The 18488-nt window shown below is 61.9% G+C and carries 19 protein-coding genes and 1 tRNA gene; 11 read left to right on the top strand and 9 right to left on the bottom strand.

Features of this window, described 5'->3' with window-relative positions:
- Both NKH22_RS09490 and NKH22_RS09485 read left to right on the top strand, forming a co-directional pair.
- Positions 1-426 (top strand): VOC family protein, encoded by a 426-nt coding sequence (locus NKH22_RS09490; protein WP_023689757.1) that lies wholly within the window; start codon positions 1-3, stop codon positions 424-426.
- A gap of 94 nt (positions 427-520) precedes the next feature.
- Positions 521-1504, top strand: a complete 984-nt coding sequence (locus NKH22_RS09485; RefSeq protein ID WP_352909443.1) for an arginase family protein — start codon at positions 521-523, stop codon at positions 1502-1504.
- Here the strand turns inward: NKH22_RS09485 and NKH22_RS09480 are convergent.
- Positions 1436-2386: a S1C family serine protease gene (locus tag NKH22_RS09480; protein WP_023689759.1), complete on the bottom strand. Its 951-nt coding sequence runs from the start codon at positions 2384-2386 to the stop codon at positions 1436-1438. The two genes, NKH22_RS09485 and NKH22_RS09480, sit on opposite strands and share 69 nt — an antisense overlap.
- A 169-nt stretch (positions 2387-2555) precedes the next feature.
- Between NKH22_RS09480 and NKH22_RS09475 the strand changes: the two genes are divergently transcribed.
- The 3 genes from NKH22_RS09475 to NKH22_RS09465 all read left to right on the top strand — a co-directional run bounded on the left by NKH22_RS09475 (position 2556) and on the right by NKH22_RS09465 (position 5130).
- Positions 2556-3428 (top strand): S1C family serine protease, encoded by an 873-nt coding sequence (locus NKH22_RS09475; RefSeq protein ID WP_023689760.1) that lies wholly within the window; start codon positions 2556-2558, stop codon positions 3426-3428.
- Between the two features lie 8 nt (positions 3429-3436).
- Complete coding sequence (locus tag NKH22_RS09470) at positions 3437-4144, top strand: helix-turn-helix transcriptional regulator (protein WP_155922376.1); 708 nt, start codon at positions 3437-3439, stop codon at positions 4142-4144.
- 119 nt (positions 4145-4263) lie between these two features.
- Complete coding sequence (locus NKH22_RS09465) at positions 4264-5130, top strand: SDR family oxidoreductase (protein WP_023672462.1); 867 nt, start codon at positions 4264-4266, stop codon at positions 5128-5130.
- Positions 5131-5260: 130 nt separating this feature from the next.
- Here NKH22_RS09465 and NKH22_RS09460 read toward each other — a convergent pair whose 3' ends face one another.
- The gene (locus tag NKH22_RS09460) at positions 5261-5776 is read right to left on the bottom strand and encodes a TIGR00645 family protein (RefSeq protein WP_023672463.1); all 516 of its coding nucleotides are present in this window, start codon (positions 5774-5776) and stop codon (positions 5261-5263) included.
- Positions 5777-6102: 326 nt separating this feature from the next.
- Positions 6103-8298: an OmpA family protein gene (locus NKH22_RS09455; RefSeq protein ID WP_023691506.1), complete on the bottom strand. Its 2196-nt coding sequence runs from the start codon at positions 8296-8298 to the stop codon at positions 6103-6105.
- Positions 8299-8500: 202 nt separating this feature from the next.
- On the opposite strand from NKH22_RS09455, the gene NKH22_RS09450 reads away from it, so the two are divergent.
- The gene (locus NKH22_RS09450; RefSeq protein WP_023672465.1) at positions 8501-8947 is read left to right on the top strand and encodes a YcgN family cysteine cluster protein; all 447 of its coding nucleotides are present in this window, start codon (positions 8501-8503) and stop codon (positions 8945-8947) included.
- Between the two features lie 220 nt (positions 8948-9167).
- Positions 9168-9512, top strand: a complete 345-nt coding sequence (locus NKH22_RS09445) for a hypothetical protein (protein WP_023672466.1) — start codon at positions 9168-9170, stop codon at positions 9510-9512.
- A 268-nt stretch (positions 9513-9780) separates the two neighbouring features.
- Here NKH22_RS09445 and NKH22_RS09440 read toward each other — a convergent pair whose 3' ends face one another.
- A complete protein-coding gene (locus tag NKH22_RS09440; protein ID WP_352909441.1) occupies positions 9781-10491 on the bottom strand; it encodes an SIMPL domain-containing protein in 711 nt (236 codons plus the stop codon).
- A gap of 134 nt (positions 10492-10625) precedes the next feature.
- Between NKH22_RS09440 and NKH22_RS09435 the strand changes: the two genes are divergently transcribed.
- The 3 genes from NKH22_RS09435 to NKH22_RS09425 all read left to right on the top strand — a co-directional run bounded on the left by NKH22_RS09435 (position 10626) and on the right by NKH22_RS09425 (position 12237).
- Positions 10626-10701: transfer RNA gene (locus tag NKH22_RS09435), tRNA-Ile, on the top strand.
- Between the two features lie 521 nt (positions 10702-11222).
- The gene (locus NKH22_RS09430) at positions 11223-11414 is read left to right on the top strand and encodes a hypothetical protein (RefSeq protein WP_023670878.1); all 192 of its coding nucleotides are present in this window, start codon (positions 11223-11225) and stop codon (positions 11412-11414) included.
- 637 nt (positions 11415-12051) lie between these two features.
- Positions 12052-12237 (top strand): hypothetical protein, encoded by a 186-nt coding sequence (locus tag NKH22_RS09425; protein ID WP_023681021.1) that lies wholly within the window; start codon positions 12052-12054, stop codon positions 12235-12237.
- A 173-nt stretch (positions 12238-12410) separates the two neighbouring features.
- On the opposite strand, the gene NKH22_RS09420 is transcribed toward NKH22_RS09425, so the two are convergent.
- Both NKH22_RS09420 and NKH22_RS09415 read right to left on the bottom strand, forming a co-directional pair.
- Positions 12411-12614, bottom strand: coding sequence for a hypothetical protein (locus NKH22_RS09420; protein ID WP_155921622.1), 204 nt, complete (start codon positions 12612-12614; stop codon positions 12411-12413).
- 371 nt (positions 12615-12985) lie between these two features.
- A complete protein-coding gene (locus tag NKH22_RS09415) occupies positions 12986-13357 on the bottom strand; it encodes a response regulator (protein WP_023670881.1) in 372 nt (123 codons plus the stop codon).
- Positions 13358-13843: 486 nt separating this feature from the next.
- Between NKH22_RS09415 and NKH22_RS09410 the strand changes: the two genes are divergently transcribed.
- The gene (locus NKH22_RS09410) at positions 13844-14536 is read left to right on the top strand and encodes a N5-glutamine methyltransferase family protein (RefSeq protein WP_352909439.1); all 693 of its coding nucleotides are present in this window, start codon (positions 13844-13846) and stop codon (positions 14534-14536) included.
- Between the two features lie 54 nt (positions 14537-14590).
- Here NKH22_RS09410 and NKH22_RS09405 read toward each other — a convergent pair whose 3' ends face one another.
- Genes NKH22_RS09405 through asnB form a run of 3 tightly spaced genes read right to left on the bottom strand, consistent with a single transcriptional unit; the run spans position 14591 to position 18486 of the window.
- A complete protein-coding gene (locus NKH22_RS09405; RefSeq protein ID WP_023670883.1) occupies positions 14591-14857 on the bottom strand; it encodes an acyl carrier protein in 267 nt (88 codons plus the stop codon).
- Between the two features lie 55 nt (positions 14858-14912).
- Positions 14913-16469, bottom strand: a complete 1557-nt coding sequence (locus NKH22_RS09400) for a class I adenylate-forming enzyme family protein (RefSeq protein ID WP_352909438.1) — start codon at positions 16467-16469, stop codon at positions 14913-14915.
- On the bottom strand, positions 16459-18486 hold the full coding sequence (gene asnB, locus NKH22_RS09395; protein ID WP_352909437.1) for an asparagine synthase (glutamine-hydrolyzing): 2028 nt from the start codon (positions 18484-18486) through the stop codon (positions 16459-16461). The genes NKH22_RS09400 and asnB overlap by 11 nt, the downstream gene beginning before the upstream one ends.
- Between the last annotated feature and the right edge of the window lie 2 nt (positions 18487-18488).

Genomic DNA, 18488 nt, shown 5'->3' with positions numbered 1-18488 from the left:
ATGAAGACGACGAGCTATTATCCGGTGCTGATGACGGGCGACGTAGCCGGCACAAAAGCCTTCTATATCAATCACTTCCGCTTCAAGCCGCTGTTTGCGAGCAACTGGTATGTGCATCTGCAGTCTGCCGAGGATCGCCGGGTCAATCTCGGTATCGTCCAGGGCGAGCACGAGACGATCCCCGAGGGGGGGCGCGGCCGCACATCGGGGCTGCTGCTCAATTTCGAGGTGAGGGATCCTGATGCTGTCTATGAACGGATCGTTGCGGCCGGCCTGCCGATCCTGTGCCCGCTGCGCGACGAACCCTTCGGCCAGCGCCATTTCATCACCAGGGATCCCAATGGCGTGCTGATCGACGTCATCAAGCCGATCCCGCTCAGCCCGGAATTTCAGGCGCAATTCGCGGCGGGCGCGGCGGGCGCCTGAACAATGGCAGCAAATGTCGGCAGCGGCTCCGGCCGCTGTGGCCGGACCCGCACCATGCGGTCTATGTTGGTGATGTTGAAGCTGGGCCTGCCGCATGCGTGACATCTGCCTTGTTCGTGCGCCATCCAATCTCGGCCTTCGGCCCTTGGAGCCGGGCCATGTGCCCGGCACCTGGCGTGCGCCGCAGGCGCTGAGCGAAGCTGGTTTGATCGAGTCGCTGGCGCCGGGGCGGGTGGTCGATCTCGACAGACCCGCCTACAGTACCGAACCGCAACCGGGCACTAGGCTGCGTAATGGTCCGGCGATCCGCCGCTTCAACCTCGATCTTGCCGAGATCGTCACCCGTGCGCTTGGGCAAGGCGAGTTCCCGCTGATCATCGGCGGCGACTGCTCGATCCTGCTTGGCGCACTGGTCGCCGCGCGGCGCTCGGGCGCAGTCGCCCTGATCCATTTCGATGGCCACAGCGATTTCCGCCATCCCGGCAACTACGATGTCAATGCCTCACTCGGCTCGGTTGCCGGCATGGATCTGGCACTTGCCACCGGACGCGGCGAGGCTTTGCTGGCGCAATGGCCAGGTGTTGTCGGTCCGCTCGTCGCCGACGAGGCGGTGGTTCAGATCGGCGAACGCGAGAGCCGCGATGCCGATTTTGCCTGGCCCGACATCAATGCGACCGCCGTGACGCGCATCGACGTCTTTGCCGCGCAGGAACTCGGCGCGGCTGGAGTGTTGCAAAAGACAAGAGCGACGCTGGCGCGCGCCGGCTGTCCCTACTGGCTGCATCTCGATGTCGATGTGCTCGACCAGACGGTGATGCCGGCGGTGGATTCGCCCGGCAGCCCCGGCATCGACCCCGATGAACTCGTTGCCATTCTGTCGGCGCTGGTAGCGGACCAGCGCTGCACCGGCTTGGACATGACGATCTACGATCCCGACCTCGACCCGACCGGTGACCTTGCGCGACTGCTGGTGTCGCTGCTCGGGCGGGTGCTCAGCCTCGATAAAGGCTCAGCTCGCCCTTGCTACCGGCGTCACCGTCACCTGGCTGACGCCGGTGCGGCGCACCACTGTGCATAGCGTCTCGCGGCCGATGCGTTCGGCGTCGAGCATGCGCACGAGGTCGTCGACGCCGGTGACCGGGCGACCGTCTATCGCCGCGATGATGTCGCCTTCCCTGAGGCCGGCCTTCGCCGCGGGTCCGTCTTTCTCGACGCTGCGCAGCCGCACCGCAGTACTGGTGGTCACCTGCGACAGGAGCGCTGCGCGGCGCGGCAAACTGGTGGTGTCGGCCGAGATGCCGATGAAGGCGCGCCGCACGCGGCCGAAGCGGATGATCTCCGAAATGACGAAGTTGGCGGTGTTGGAAGCGACCGCGAAGGCGATGCCTTGCGCGCCGTGGATCATGGCGGTGTTGACGCCGATGACTTCGCCTGCCGACGACACCAGCGGTCCGCCGGAATTGCCGGGATTGAGCGCGGCATCGGTCTGGACGACATCGTCGATCAGCCGCCCGGTCGAGGCGCGCATCGAACGGCCAAGTGCGGAGACCACGCCTGACGTTACGGTCCATTCGAAGCCGAGCGGATTGCCGATGGCAATGGCGATCTGGCCGCGCCGCAGCCGCTTGGAATCGCCGAGCGGCGCGACTTCGGTGAAGCTGCCATCGGCGCGCACCAGCGCGATGTCGGTGTCAGGGTCGCGGCCTAGCACGCGGCCTTCGCTGGAGGCGCCGTCGGGCATAGAGACGCGCACCGTTTTGGCATCGCCAACGACATGGAAATTGGTAACGACCAGCCCGTCCGGCGCGATGACGAAGCCGGAGCCATGGCCACCTTGGCCACCGACGCGCTCGATGCGGCAGACGGCTGGGCCGATGCGGTCGACGGCGTCGGCGACTGTCGTCGAATAGGCGTCGAGCAGTGTGTCGTCGGTTTCGAATTTGTGGGCGGCGAGGGCCATTGGCGGGGCTCCGTGTTTTCAGGCGCGATGATGACTATATGTGCGGAGCGGCTCGAACTGCCGCGACCTGACCAGATGGCCAGTCACACCAGTAACTAGCCGTCAGACGAGTACCTCCGGGCGCACTGCCGAGCGATATCTGGGGCATGAGAAAACCCAGGAGATCATCATGAGTGACTTCAACCTTAATGCATTTTCCGACGCCATCGCCGATCTCGCCGCCAAGGCTGCGCCGGCAACGGCAAGTTTCACCACCCATCACCATCGCACCGCCAGCGCCTTCCACTGGCGTGACGGCTATTTCGTCACCGCCGAGGAAGCTGTCGAGGCCGGTGAGGAGATCGAATTGACATTGGCTTCGGGCGAAGCGGTGAAGGCCGAACTGGTCGGTCGCGATCCGTCGACCGGCGTAGCGCTTCTGAAGCCGGCCGGCGCTGCCGCAGCGCCTGCGCTGGCCAAGGCTGACGCGGTACGGCCCGGCAATCTTGCCATCGCCATCGGCAGTAGTCAGGGTTCGGCGCTGGCCGTATCGGGTTCGGTCGGCGAGGTCGGCCCCGCCTGGCGCTCGATGCGCGGCGGCAGCATCGATCGGCGCATCAATCTCGCCGTCAATGCCGGCGGCCGTTTCGAGGGCGGGCCGGTGCTTGACGCCAAGGGCGCGCTGATCGGCATGCTGCTGTTTGGGCCACGTGGTCGTGCGCTGGTCATGCCTTATGAGACGATCGAGCGGGCCGTGGCGACGCTGCGTGAAAAGGGCCATGTCGCGCGCGGCTATCTCGGCGCCGGCCTGCACCCGATCCGTGACGGCGCGGCGCGCGGCGCCATCGTCATGAGCCTCGACGACAATGGTCCGGCCAAGGCCGCCGGCCTTGCGCTGGGCGACATCATCGTGGCGTGGAATGGCGAGGCCGTGCACGGCCCGCGCGAACTGATCCGAAAGCTTGGGCCGGATAGCGCGGGCGCCGCGGTGACGCTCGGCGTGGTGCGCGGCGGCGAGCAGCGCGACGTCGCGCTGACCGTCGGTGAAAAACCGCTGAGCTGAGAGGGGCGATGGAAAGCGACACGCTGACAAGGCCGGAGGCGGGTGGGCCGGAGGTGGGTGGGCCGGAGGTGGCGGGCGGCGGACGCCAGCTCGTGGTGCTGATCGCGCTGCACGATGCCGCGCGTGCCGAGCGCCTGTCAGCTTCGCTTGCCATGGCGGACGATCTGCTTCCGGTCGTGGCCGGCAGCGGGATTGCCGACGTCGCTGTCGTCGATGACGCTGTTGCGAACAGTCCGGCCTGGCTCGATCGGGCCGATGGTGGCAACAGCGCAATCCCACGGGTGCTGCTATCCGCGAGCGCTGGCCGGCCGGAAAACCGGGTGCTTGCCGTGCTGCCTTTGGCGTCGGATGCGAATCTGATCGCGGCTGCCGTCAGACTTGCGGCGGCCGGCTACCGGGTGTCCAGGGATGGGCGTTCGACGCCCGCTCGCCACGACGATTTCGATGGCGCCGCCAACGGCGGAAGCCATAGCGGGCTGTTCGGCGAGGAGCCGTTGGACGATGGCGCTACCGCCCGTCCGGCGCTGTCGCCGCGCGAGGCCGAAGTGCTGGCGCTGCTGGCCGAAGGCGCGCCCAACAAGGTGATCGCGCGGCGGCTGAACATCTCCGTGCACACGGCAAAGTTCCACGTCGCCGCGATCCTGATCAAGCTGGGTGCTGCGAACCGCACGGATGCCATCGCGATCGCGATGCGGCAGGGCCTGGTGCTGGTCTAACCCCCTTATCCATTTGAGCCTACGTTGCGTAACCCGTTGCAGGCTGCCGAGGCCTTGCGCAGTGCATTGCCGCCGCGCAATGGTTCGCGTCAGTGATGTAGCAAGGGAGGTGCCAAGACATGTCGCTCAAGGGAAAGACGCTGTTCATCTCCGGCGGGTCGCGCGGCATCGGTCTTTCGATCGCGCTGCGAGCTGCGCGCGACGGCGCCAATGTGACGATCGCGGCCAAGACCGCCGAGCCGCATCCGAAGCTGCCGGGCACGATCTACTCGGCAGCTGAGGAGATCGAGCAGGCCGGCGGCAAGGCGCTGCCTGTTTTGTGCGACATCCGCGAGGAGGCGCAGGTGGCTGAGGCGGTTGCCAAGACCGTCGAAAAGTTCGGCGGCATCGATATCTGCGTCAACAATGCCAGCGCCATCCAGCTCACCGGCACGCTGGAGACGGACATGAAGCGCTACGATCTGATGCACCAGATCAACACGCGCGGCACCTTCCTGGTGTCGAAAATGTGCATTCCGCACCTGAAGTTGGCAAGCAATCCTCACATCTTGAATCTGGCGCCGCCGCTCGACATGAAGGCCAAATGGTTCAAGAACCATGTCGCCTACACCATGGCCAAGTTCGGCATGTCGATGTGCACGCTGGGGATGAGCGCCGAGTTTGCCAAGGACGGCATCGCGGTCAATTCGCTGTGGCCGATCTCGACCATCGACACGGCTGCGGTGCGCAATCTGCTCGGCGGCGCGACGGTGGCGGCGATGAGCCGCTTACCCGACATCATGGCCGATGCCGCACACGCCATCTTCATGCGCTCATCGCGCGAGACATCAGGCAATTTCTACATCGATGAAGAGGTGCTGCGGGCCGAGGGCGTGACCGATTTCGCGGTCTATGCGCCGGGCGCGACCGGGCCGCTGGCCGGCGACTTTTTCGTGCCGGACGCGGTATTTGCCAATTCGCCGACGAACGTCAAAAGCATCTACTGACGGAAATCACGGGCCGACGGCGCTGCTTCCTCATCCACCTGCCGGCGTTTTTCGAAAAACCAAGCAATTGGCTTTTCGCCCGCTGTGCGGACCAGCCTCACCTCCCCATGAACGGGGAGAAAGGGGCTCATCACTCCTCGCCCTTCTTGCCTTTGCTCAGTCCCATCAGCCGGTCGATATAGGCCAGCATCAGCGCCGAGACGACGAAAGCGAGGTGGATGATGGTCAGCCACATCAGCTGGTCGATCGTATAGGAAGACGAATTCAGGAACACCTGCAACAGGTGGATCGAGGAAATAGCGACGATGGTCGAGGCGACCTTGACCTTCAGCGAACCGACATCGATCGTACCCAGCCAGTGCACACCGCCATCCTGGTCGTCGAAGCGGCTGACGAAATTCTCGTAGCCGGAGATGATCACCATCACCACCAGCGAGGCGACAAGTGCGGCGTCGATGAGGCCGAGCATCTTCAGGATGGTGTCGGTGTCGTCGAGTGTGAAGGCGACCATGACGAACTCGTAGAGTTTTTTGCCGAAGGACAGCGCATAGACGGCGAGCGCCAGGGCCAGCCCGATGTAGAAAACCACCAGCAGCCAGCGTGAGGCGAGGATGATCGATTCGATGGCGAGTTCGAGACGTTTCATGCAGCGGTTCCGGTCAGCTTTCTGAGGTCGACTGGGGTATTTCGATCAGCTTGCCGCAGTTTGCAAGGCAAATTGCGACGCAAAAAAACCCCGCCGGGAGGGCCGGCGGGGTTCAATGCATCCCGCTGGAGTCGGGACGGGGCAGGGAACGCCCAGGCTTGAATCTGGGGAGGGCGGCCGCTCTATTCAATGAGCCGGTTCTAATACCAGTACAATTCTTGCTGAACCGGGATTGCTGTCCGCAGCTCGACCCATCCCGATCTGCCGGGATGGGTCCTTGTTGTCGATCTGATTCCAGAAAGCTGCTCAAGCCATTGGAAAGCAGATCAATTGTTACTCGCCACCGGTGCCACCAGCGAGGTGATGCGACGGATGCCGACACGGCGGTTCTCGCGGTTGGGCGCCGTGGTGTTGACCTTCAGGTATTCCTCGCCATAGCCCTGAGTGGTCAGGTTTTCCGGCGGGATCCCGAAGGCATTGGTCAGCGCTTCGGCGACAGACTCAGCGCGCCGGTCGGACAGAGCAAGGTTTGCTTCCGGCGTGCCAACCGCATCGGTGTGGCCTTCGATCAGGAAGGTTTCGGCCGGGTTCTTCTTCAACAGTTTCTCCATGGCCGTGGCGACGCCTTCCAGTTTCTGCACTTCGGTGTCGGATATCGAGGCCGAGCCGAACTCGAAGTTCAATGTATCGAGGTCGACGCGACGGGCAATGTCGCGCACGCGCGCCGAACGCTTCACTTCGTCGATGGAATAGAGGCGCTGGACCTTCTCCACCGGCGGTTGTTCGAGGAACTCGTAATAATCGTCCGGGCTTTCGACATCTTCCGAATCGAGGATGTACTCGCGGCGCGGGATGGTGAGCCGCATCGGCGGCAGGTCGTCACCGGGATCGCGCCAGTCATTGTCGTCGTCATAGCTGCGCTCGTCGACATAGCTCAGCACATATTCGTGCCCATCCGGCGTGATGCGCGATCGCCTGATGACGTCGCCATTGCGGTTGCGGATGGTGACGATCTGGATGCCATTGTCGCGCTCGACGATTTCCCGAGAGCGATCGCCCGACAGTTCCTCATAGTAAACATTCCTGGCGCCGCGGTGCATGCGCGGAGCGTCATTGCTTTCCACGATCGTCTGGTTGTTGAACTGCAGGATGACGCGGTCGCCGAGTTCCTTGACGACGTCGACGCCTTTCGGACGCCGGCGGTCGCGGACGTTCTCATCGGGTGCACGCTCGACGCGTTTGCCTTTTTCCTCCGTCACCGGGGCGATCTTTTCTGGCTGAATTGCCTGCTGAGCTGACTTGTCGTCGGTGGGCGGCGGTCCCTGGTCGACCGGAGCCGGCTTCGGGGCTTGCGCCTCGGTGCCGCCCTGCGCGGGCTGCTCGCCCGTCTGGCCGCCAGCATTCTGGCCGTTCCCATTTTGGCCGTCGCCATTCTGGCTGTTGCCGCCCTGGTCCTTGCGGTGCTTGCGCCTGGCATCCTTCTGGCTGTCCAGGATGGGTGCTTCGTCGGGGTTGGCCGTGGCTTCGCCTTGCGCCGGCGTCTCACGTTGCGCGGGCTGCTCGGCATTGGCCGGTTGCTCCGCAGGCTGTGGTTCACCGGTCGCAGGCTGCTGTTCGCCCGTCACCGGCTGTTCGCCGACAGTTTTTTTGCCGTGCTTTTTCGCCTGATCCTTCGGCTGTTCACCTTCGGCGGGAGCCGCTTGCTGATCGGCCGGGGGCTGAATCGGCTCGGCCTGCGGCGCGGGCTCTCCGGCAGGCGCAACTTTGACGTCTGGCGCTTTGTCGGCAGGCGCGGCCTCAATCTGCTGATCCTGCTTGCGCTTTTTCTTGCCCGACTTGTTGTCGTTTGCCGGCGCCACCTGTTCGGTGGGCGCTGCCTGCTCGGCAGGCTGCTGGGCCGGCTGTTCAGCGGGCGCCGCTTCGATCTGCTGTTGGTCGCGCTTCTTCTTGCGTGGCTTTAGCGGCTGTTCTTCATTTGCCGGAGCTACCTGTTCGGCCGGTTGTTCAGCCGGTGCTGCCTCGATCTGCTGCTGGTCACGCTTCTTCTTGCGTGGCTTGAGCGGCTGCTCATCGGTCGCCGGCGCTGCCTGGGCGCCGCCCTCATCCGCAGGCGCCGCCTCGATCTGCTGCTGTTGATTGCGCTTCTTTTTGCGCGGCTGCTGTTCCTCGGCGGCAGGTGCGGCCTGTTCGGCCGGGGCCTGCTCGGTCTGCTGCTGATCCCGCTTCTTCCTGCGCGGCTGTTGTTCCTCGGCGGCAGGGGCGGGTTGCTCTGCAGCCGGTGCAGGCTGCTCGGCGGCCGGCGCTGCCTGTTCGGCCTGCTGGCGTTTCTTTTTGCGCGGCAGTTCCTGGTCGGTCTGCTGACCATCTGCAGCAGGGTCGTCCTGGACCAGGATCAGTGGCGCGGCCGTGTGCTGCAAGGGGCCGAAAACGGCGTTGCCCTGCAACGGGGATGCGCCCAACGGCGCGGATGCCATAAGCAGGCCAAGTGCCGTACCTGCCAGTACCCGTGGTTGGCGTTTCATCTTAAATTCTCCTTGTGGGGTCCCATCCCTGCCCAAACTGTCCTTGACCGGATTGGTTCCGGTTTGCAGGCATTACCCGCACCCAAGGACGATTGACCGGCGTTTTGAAGGCAACTTCATGTTTTTCCTATGGTGCGGCCGGAACTTGAAGTCACACAACAGCTTGACCTTGCCGCATGCGGAGGCCACATCTCGACCCATAATGGAAACGCCGTTCTGGAAGACCAAGACGCTGGAAGCGATGACGCCCACCGAGTGGGAATCGCTGTGCGACGGCTGCGGAAAATGCTGCCTGTCTAAACTCGAGGACGAGGATACCGGCGAGATCTACTGGACATCAGTCGGCTGCCGGCTGTTCGATGGGCAAAGCTGCCGCTGTTCGGACTATGCCAACCGGCTGGCGCGCGTGCCGGACTGTGTCGGGCTGACGCCGCAGAATGTGCGCACCATCACGTGGCTGCCGAAAACCTGTGCCTACCGGCTGGTTGCCGAGGGGCACGACCTCTATTGGTGGCACAGGCTGGTGTCGGGAAGTGCCGAGACCGTTCATGATGCCGGCATCTCCATGCGCGGCCGCGTCCGCGCCAGTGAGACCGATCTGGCCGAGCCGGACGATTATTTCGACTATATGCTCGACGACGAGCCCTGAGCATTCTGGAACGGACGTTGCCATAGGGCGTTCCGCGCCATTGGACGTTTTTGACGGTCAGGATCGTTTGCAGCGGTGGAAGGGGCGGTTGCTTTTGACCTGTCGGGCAGATTAACCGAAAATGAACGGCCGGTTCGCGAAGAGTTCAGATTGCAAGGAGCATTCTCCCCCCATCGGTTCGACCAAGACGGGCGCAAGCCCTCAACAAGGAGAGAAGACAATGTTCAACTCATTCAAGACGGCAGCCCTTTCGGGTCTCGTAGCTCTCGGCACCCTTGCCGCAGTGCCCGCCCAGGCGGACTCGATCTATCTCGGCTTCGGCAACAACCATGACCGCCGCGTCGGCGTCTACACCGGCGACGATGAGGACGGCTTTCGCCGTGACCGCAATTGGCGCCGCTGCTCGCCGGACCGCGCCCTCGACAAGGCCGAGCGCATGGGCCTGCACCGCGTCCGCATCGTCGATGTCAATCGCCGCGTGGTGAAGGTCGCCGGCCGCCAGTATGGCGATCGCGTAGTGGTCGTGTTCGCCAATGAGCGCGGCTGCCCGGTTATCTATCGCTAAGAGAACCAGACTGATCTTCTGCGAAGATCAGTCTGGGATACGACCTTCTGCGAAGGTCGATCCGGAGGCATGTTCCTCTGCCAGGATCAGCCTGGAGTACCTGGAGTAGCGGCATGACCCTTCTAGGGTCAGCCAGGAGCCCCTTTCCCTCCGCGGAAAGGTGCGGCTCGAAAAAACCCCGGAGGCCAGTCCTCCGGGGTTTTTCATGTCGGAAATCTGCGGTTCCGGCCGACGGGTTCAGCAGAACCGCGCCCAGCCCGGCGGCCTGCTACTTAAGCTCGAATGTCACTGTTACCTGCACGGCGTAGGCATTCTCGCCGGCCTGCACGGGAACCGCGGCGCCTGCCGCATCGAAGGCCTTTGCATTGATCGGCATCGGCGCCGGCGCAACGTTCTGGTCGGTGATTTCCAGCACCCGGCCTATGCTGACGCCGGCGGCTTCGGCCAGCGTCTTGGCCTTGGCCATGGCATCGGCGACCGCCTTCTTGCGGGCTTCGGTGACGGCAGCTTTCGGATCCTCGTTGGAGAACGAAATGCCTCCGCCCTGATTGACGCCGAGCGACACAGCCTTGTCGAGAATCTGACCTGTTTTGTCGATGTCGCGGATGCGCACCAAGAGTGTGTTGGTCACCTGGTAGGCGACAAGCTCGGCTTCCTGGCTGCCGTCCGGTTTGTTGGTGTAGTTGTAACGCGGGTTGATCTGGATGCCGGCGGTCTGCAGGTCGCGGTCCTTGATCCCTGCCGACTTCATTGCCGCGATCACGGCGGCCATGGCGTCGTTGTTGGCGTCGAGTGCCGCGCGTGCGGTCTTGGCCTCGCGCATGACGCTGAGCGTCAGCAGCGCCAGGTCAGGCGCCACGGTCGACTGGCCTTCACCCGACACGATGATGCGGGGCGGGGGCAGCGAATCGGCAGCGCTTGCCATCGCCGGAAAAGCGATCGCGGCGGCAAGTGCGAGCGGCAAAATATGTCTGGTCATGAAAATCTCCTCGGTGTGCGATCCAGTCGCGCCTGTCGACTAGGGCGCGAATATGGGCTGATTTGGGCGATCTCGGCCAGCCCGTCCGGAAAGCCTTGTGCCGCGCAAGGAAAAACACTAATCCAGCGCGCGTGGGGCCTGTAGCTCAATGGTTAGAGCCGGCGGCTCATAACCGCTTGGTTGGGGGTTCGAGTCCCTCCGGGCCCACCAGTCGCCTTGGTGCACAAGGCTTTGCGTCGAGGGTAGACAACCTGGTTAGACAGTCGGTTAGACAAACCGCTTCAGAAGCTTCGCCATGCCATCCATGGCGAGCCGCTCCTGCTCCGTCCTTGCTGTAAAGCTCTACGTGGTCCAGGTCGTCGTGGCCGAGAATGCCTGCCGATTGTTTCGAGGTCGCGCCCCTCCTTGGCCAGGTACTTCCCCAGCGTCTTCCGAAGTCCATGCAGCGTGCAGCCGGGCCCCATGCCCGCCATCTTGGTTCGGTGCGCCATCATGCCGGTCAGCGACCTCTCCGAGAAGGAATTGCCGTAGGCGTTCAAAATCACCGTGTCGGCCGAGCCCCAATGCTTCGGTGAGCACATAGGTGATCTTAGCGGACTTCAAATGCGATCCGCTGCTCACTAATTACTTGATCCCGTAAATTACATGATCACGTACCGACTTTTTTATTGAAATCCCGAATTCGGTGGCCTTATAAGACCGATGTTGCCATTGCTCGTAGGTCGGCTGTGATGGATAACGTGGTTCCATTCCGCAAGGCCGTGCCTTGCGTCGAAGTGACAGAAACCTGCGGCGAATGGTTCGTCCGCGTGGTTGAGAAAGATCAGGAAATTGCCAGGTCATTCAATCAGGAATCGTTCGCGTTGTCCTTTGCAGAAGGCCAGCGGATACGCCTAGGGCTAGCGAAGGTCGTGCGCCTGTAGGGCGCTGTGGGGCGGCATTGTAGGCATTCAAGCATGAGCGGAACCTAATTTGCAGCCGCAAATTAATGTCCAATGAATGAACTCCCAAACCGGAAAAAACTCGTGCCTGACCCTCAACCTCGGCGCGGCTCCAACAAAGGTGTGTTGCTAGCGGCTGCAGCGCTGCTGTTTGCCTTTCTCGCTCTTATTCTGTTTGGGTTTTTTCGGTAAGTGCGCGCGGCGCCGGCTTCCCAGAGAGGGCAGAGCACCTGCCGACGTGATCTTCGATCGCTCGCGTCCTTGCGGCGGGGCGACTATCCAAGCCGGCTCGGTTCGTCGCTCCTGACGGGTTCGGCGGTCCCACCACAGCAGGATGATCATTCGGCAATTCTTGGCAGCGCCGGTATTCAACTCACGCCCAAAGCGATTGAACTGAAGCTGGCCGTCGATGTCGTGACTGACGCAGCATGAGCCGAACAGGCGAGGCAAGCGCAAGCCTTGGGGCCAACCTCTGACAGACGAAGCACGCTCGTGCAGTCTGGAGACAGCGCAACGAGTTATTCATTCGGGCGCCTTCGCATCACCAGCGGAACGAAAGAGTTAACTGGCGGTTTACTAGGGAAGGATTGCAGGACGAAAAACATTGAGGATTTCTGCCATGACAATGTTGTTCGAACCACTCGACTCTGAAGGTTACAAGCGCAGCGTGGTCTACCATGCGGCACGCTTGTCCATGCTCCACAATCGAATGCTGAAGCGTTTCGACAAGGTCGATAAAGCGGCTGAAAAGGTTGAAGCCGAGGTGGAGCTGTTTGATGAAGCTGTTCGCACTCTCTACGAATGAGCGGCATGTTGACCGCCGACGTTCCTGCTAGCGCGTATACGGGCGCGGGGTTCACCGTTGCGTCACCAGGCGATGTCGCGCCGCGTATTTGGGCTTGATAAGCACGATCTAATGTATACGATTCACCCAGCCGGCCTGGCTCCCCCGCCATCGGGCCGGTCAGGCCCGACGGTTCAACGCACCACCCCAAACGACTGTCGGGCCGCCAGGACGCTCACTGCGCAGCCGGGTTCATGCTTTGCCTTTTTTTCTCGAAAAGCGCGAGCTTGGTCATATAACCAATTCTGATTTTTGCATGGCATTGGGTGCAGTTGAAGTTGGATATCACCTTCAACCACGATCCCTTTTTTATGATGACATGAGAACAGTTTGGACATTCCAGTTCCAGGTACTCGTCCCCCATATCGTTTGAAATCGGCACTACGACACTCCCCAACAGTTGCCCGTGAAACTTGCGCTTCGAGATCGGCCGGCACCTCCGTGCTCAAACCCCGAACGTGGGTCCTTGGCAGATGTTCCGCAATCCGACCTCTGGCGACCGGGATCGGACCTAAGTCCAAATCGCCGCCAACAGGCCGAGAAGTGGAACCCCGGCGGATGCTTTTTGAACGCTGAATTTCCGTCCTCGCCGGTCGTAGTCCGCCGTCCTCATGGCCAAAGCGCCAATGTTGCCCTTTGTGAGACTGACCTCGTCCGGCCTACCAGGTCGCCAGGGCGCAACTCCGGTAATAATGCGGCGGAGCGAATGTCAGCGCGAAGCTGTGCGCAGGGACGCCAACTCGCTGACAGCAGCAAGGATGACAGCATCGGTTGCCGGCTTCGGCAGGAATCTGCAGTCGCGGAAAGCCGCGGGAACGTCGGCGGGGCCAAATCCCGACAAGAAGGCAAAGGGGATGCCTCGCGCCTGCAATATCCTCGCCACCGGCAGACCCGTTTCACCGTTCAGCTGGATGTCTAGCAACGCCACGTCAATCTTGTCCGATTCAACAAGACGCAGAGCGGCGGATACCGACGGCACAGGTCCGACCACCTGATAACCGGCGCGACGCAGCCGCGCGGCAGTGTCCTGCGCGACTAGCCATTGATCCTCAACAATCAGAACACTCACGCTTTCGCTCACGGCCCCTCTCTGCGATTGACCGGAAATGAGATGTCGATCCGAGACCTTCGGACAGTTGTTTCGACATGTCCGCAAACCTATAGGTAACCTCTCCATGCAGCAAGGTGAGGCTGATGCTGGAGCGGAGGCGCTTCCACCGACCACTTGCTGAATTACCGGAGCCGAAGATTAGCGCGTCAATGGAGCTGCGGTCCGCGCCTCCGCTCCATCAGAGTTGGATAGGCGTTTACCCCTCTCCACGATCCACAAAATCTAGAAGCCGCCGTACCGCGCCATTGGCTCTTCAAAGCATGAGCAGCACCTCTCTCTCCATCTTGGGCGACATGAGATTGCAATCGGTCAATGAGCGTCAGAAGTGCGATGCACCGAGTTTGTGCCTGCAGTTTTTCGAAGGAAAGGCTTGAGAATTCATGATTTCGGAGCAGGTTTGGCTGGCGCATGAGCGCCGCAGATCTATACTGGGGAGATCAAGCGATGGGGTCGGCCATGAGCAAAGAGTTCAGTGTAGCTGATGCCTATGGCGCCGGCCGCGCCATGTTCATGGGACTTGAACTGCTGGTTTCGCCCGGTGCGCTCGTCCCCAGACCTGAGACCGAGTTGCTCGGCAAGACCGCGCTTGGTGTGTTGCATCAGATGAACCTGCCGGCTCCGCGCATAGTTGATATGTGCTGCGGCACTGGGAATCTGGCGTGCGCGATCGCCTACCATGTGCCCGGCGCCCTTGTCTGGGCAAGCGATCTCACCGATGAATGCGTCGAAACGGCACGCCGCAACACCTCACATCACGGCATGGCTGAGCGTCTTTCGGTGCTTCAGGGCGACTTGTTCGACTCTCTCATCGGCCTTGGGCTAGACGGAACTATCGACGTAATCGTCTGCAATCCGCCTTACATTTCTGAAAAGCGGCTCGAGGGCGACCGCGCCCATCTGATCGAGCTTGAGCCGCGCGAGGCGTTCGCAGCCGGCCCTTACGGCCTGAGCATTCATATGCGCGTACTGAAAGACGCACCGCGATACCTGCGGCGTGGCGGCATCCTGCTCTTCGAGGTCGGGCTTGGCCAAGACCGACAGGTAGCGGGTCTGCTGGAACGCAGCAAGGCATTCGAGAACATCCGTTCGGTCTCGAACGAAGCGGGCGAGGGCCGGGTGGTTCTGGGGCAAGTCAAGACGCAGGCATGAATCCTGCGACAATCAGACCAAATACGGGGCTGCTCTGGGCGTTACGCTTACTCATCAGTTCATTTTGCGGATGATGTATTGCTCGATCCCCTGGATGGAATCGAGGTTTTCAGGCAGAAGTTCGCTATCCTCGACGGTAATGCCAAAGGTCTCCTCGATGAAGCCGATAATCTCAAGCACACCCGTCGAGTCGACAATGCCTTGATCGAGCAAGGATGCGTCATCCAGCAATGCCTTGACGTCGCTGACGTAGAAATTTGAAACCAAGAAACTACGAATCTGCTCGCTGTAGATTCCGGTGCGTTCCTTGATGGTCAACATGAATTCGTCCTCCGTGGCGTCACCATTAAATCAGCGACTTGGTTCTGGCCCCGCATCATGACAGCGCCGTTTTCTTGAGTTTTCCCGTGTCCGTCATCGGCAGGTTCGCCACAACGACGATGGATTTCGGGACCATGAAGTTTTCCAGACGCTTCTGGCACTCCTTCTGCAGTTCCCTTTCGCCAATGGCTCTTCCATGCTCCATCACCACAAAGGCTTTCACCGCTTGCCCGAGGAGCTCGTCGGGAACACCGATGACAGCCGCTTCTCGGACTCCTGGAATGTCCATGAGTACGTTTTCCACTTCCCTTGGCGCCACCTTCTCGCCTCGCGACTTTATGATCTCATCCCCACGGCCGACGAAGTAGAGGTAACCCTCCGTATCCACCCGGCAGTAGTCGCCGGTGTATAGGACCTGCTCGCCGGGCAGCGGGCCGGGTTTGAGTTTCCTGGCCGTTGCCTCGGGCTTGCCCCAATACCCCTTCATCACCGTTGCGCCGCGAATGACGAGTTGGCCGACAACGCCGGGGCCTATCCGCCTGTCATGCTCGTCAACGATCCACATCTCCGTATTCGGGATTGCGATCCCTACGCTCAATGGCTTTCGCTCGAGGTCCTCTGGCGGCAAATAGGTGCAACGTTTGCATTCGGTGAGACCGTACATCGAATAGATGCGTGCACCCGAAAACAGCTCGCGAAGCATGAAAATATGCTTGAGGGGTAGGGCTGCCGCAGTGTTTGTGACGTAGCGGATGCTCGAGAAATCCTGGTCTTTGAGGGACCTGAGTTCGGAGAGTGCGGCAAAGATTGTGGGCACGCCGGGAAAGCCCGTAACCCCCTCCTGCCTGATCAACCCGAGGATCTGTGCCGGGAAAGCGAACGAGCGTTCGAGCACCAGCCGGGCGCCGGTACGAAAAGCCATGATCATCTGGTACAGTCCATAGTCGAAGGCGAGGGGTAGGACATTGAGGATCACCTCGTCCTCGGCAATCGCCAGGTAGGAAGCGATAGACGCGCACGCGGTCATCATGTTTCTGTGCGTCAGCATCACGCCCTTGGGTTCGCCCGTCGACCCGGACGTGTAGATGATGGCTGCCAGATCAACATCGATGCACTGCCGTGCCGGCGGCGTATCCGCGCCATTGGCGAGGGCGGCGTCCCAGCGCACGGCAAACGGCAGCTGGGCGAGTTCGACGTCGTCGATCGGTCCCGATACGATCACCCGCAGAAGTGACGGGCAGCCGCGCGCCGGCTCGCGGAAGATCGCTTGCAGATGGCCGTCCGTGATGAGCGCCGTCGGCCGGCAGTCGTTGAGCAGATAATCGAGCTTGTCGCTCTTGGTGAGCGGGTTGACGATGCACACCACCGCATTCGCCTTTAGCACCGCCCAGAAGCTAACCACCGTCTCGACGGTGTTGTCGGCGAAGATCATCACGCGATCACCGCGAACGACTCCGCATGCGGCCAGGTCCCGGGCGATCGCGTTGGCTCGCGTTTCGAGTTCGAGGTAAGTGACACGCTGCTTGTTGCACACCAGCGCCACCTTACTTCCGTGTCGGACGGCGGAATGGGCGAGGTAGTCATGCAGCAGTGGTACGGCATCATGCAACATACAGGCGCTCTTCCCGATGTTCGCAGTCGACGTCGACGCTGAGCGTGCATTCGAGCGTTGCACTGGGACAACCCGCGACGAACTGCTGATGAAGAAGTTGGGTCGACAACACGCCGACCAGCGCCATGTTGTCGGCATTGGACAGGTCGCCATCGCCAGTTCTGGCCTGGCATTTGGCAAGCAGGTGCGTGACCGCCTTTGGATCGAAGACATTCGCCTCGCGCAGGGCCGCCTGCGAAACCGCCTCGCGAGCGTAATCCGGAGCGTCTGCGCCGACGAAGCAAAGCGCGTTGGGCGCGCGGAAGGGCTGCTTCTTGCGGGCTACGATCTCGGAGGGCAGGATGGGTGCCGCCATGCGCTTCAGCACGTGCTTCTCATCGAGGCCGCGGAGTTTGAAGGAGGGCGGCAGCGAATTCGCGAGCCTCACAAGTTCATCGTCCAGGAACGGGAAGCGGCCCTCGACGGAGTGAGCCATCAGCATCCTGTCGCCTTGCGAGGAGAGCAGATAGCCCGACATCAGTGTTTGGACCTCGAGATACTGGTCCTGCGCAAGAGGGCCCCAACGGGCAAACTGCGCGGGCAGACGGGCGAGCAACTCGGACACGGCGTCGCGGCCCTGCGTTTGAGCGCGCATGTCGGTCGTAAACAAGCGCTTGATGGCCCTGGTGGTTTGCCAGCGCGTTTCATGAGCAAAGCCCGGCGCGTCGTAAGCCTGAATATTTCGCCCGAAGAACTGACGCGCCATCGCCTGCTGTTGCACCGGCGAGCGGGTGAGATAGGGGTAAAGGCGTTCCAGGAGCCGAGAGCGGCGTGTCGATGTCGGGTGGCGCCCCCAGAAGCGGCGGACCTTGCCTTCGCGGAACAGGTCGTAGCCGGCGAACATTTCGTCAGCGCCTTCGCCGGTCAGCACGACCTTGATGCCACGCTCGCGCACCAGGCGCGAGAGCAGGAAGAGCGGCGCCGGGGCAGTCCTCAGTATCGGGCGTTCGGTGTGTTGGATTACCTCCGGAAAGATTCCGGCTATATCTCTGCGCGAAACGACCACTTCATGGTGCTCACTGCCGATCGTCTCGGCAACCATACGCTGGAAGCGGGTCTCGTCATATTCGGCGTCAGCAAAACGTAAGGAGAAGGTTTGGAAGCGCTCGCCCGCGAAGCGCCTTGCGAGCGCGGCCACAAGCGAACTGTCCAGCCCTCCGGAGAGGTAGCACCCGACAGGCACGTCTGCGCGCGCCATTCTGAGCGCCGTCGCGGCTTCAAGAGCGCTAGATACGCGGTCCACCGCGTCATCGCTGGACCCGGTGAACTCGCCCTGCCGCGATCCGAACTTGTCGGGATAGGAAGGCTGCCAAAAAATCCGCTCACGAACGGTGCCATCCTGATAGATGCGGACATGACCCGGCTCGAGTTCGTTGATTCCGTGGAAAACTCCTTGCGGCGGAACGACCGTCCAGAGCGTGAACGTCTGATCGATGCCGGCTGGATCAAGGGCGCGAGGTATGGTTCGATCGGCCGCGAAAATGGCTTTCACTTCGCTGGCGAAATAAAGCCGGTGCGCATGCTCGCTGAAATACAGCGGGCAAATGCCGAAGCGGTCGCGCGACAATACGAGACGATTGGCCACTGAATCCCAGATTGCAATTGCCCATTGGCCGTTCATCCGCTCGAAGGCCGTTTCTCCCCACTCACGATAGGCGTGTAGCGCGACCTCCGTGTCGCTGCGGGTTCGGAAGCGGTGGCCGAGCGCCGTGAGTTTTTCACGCAATTCGACGTAGTTGAATATCTCGCCGTTGAACACGATCCACGTCGTATCGCCTGTATCCGCCATCGGCTGCTGGCCACTGGAAAGATCGACGATGGACAGGCGCACATGCGCCAGCCCCGCGCGTCTGTCCCGGTAGAGACCGCGCCCGTCGGGACCGCGATGCGCCAGCACGCCCATCATCTGCATCAGCGCCTGCCGCGAAGGAGAAGCCGCTGTGGCATTCAGCGCCACGATTCCAGCGATGCCGCACATGC

The organism is Mesorhizobium sp. M1252, from assembly GCF_040318265.1.
Taxonomy (GTDB): Bacteria; Pseudomonadota; Alphaproteobacteria; order Rhizobiales; family Rhizobiaceae; genus Mesorhizobium.
Note: the sequence above shows the minus strand (reverse complement) of the source record. Positions and strands in the feature narration are given on the sequence as shown.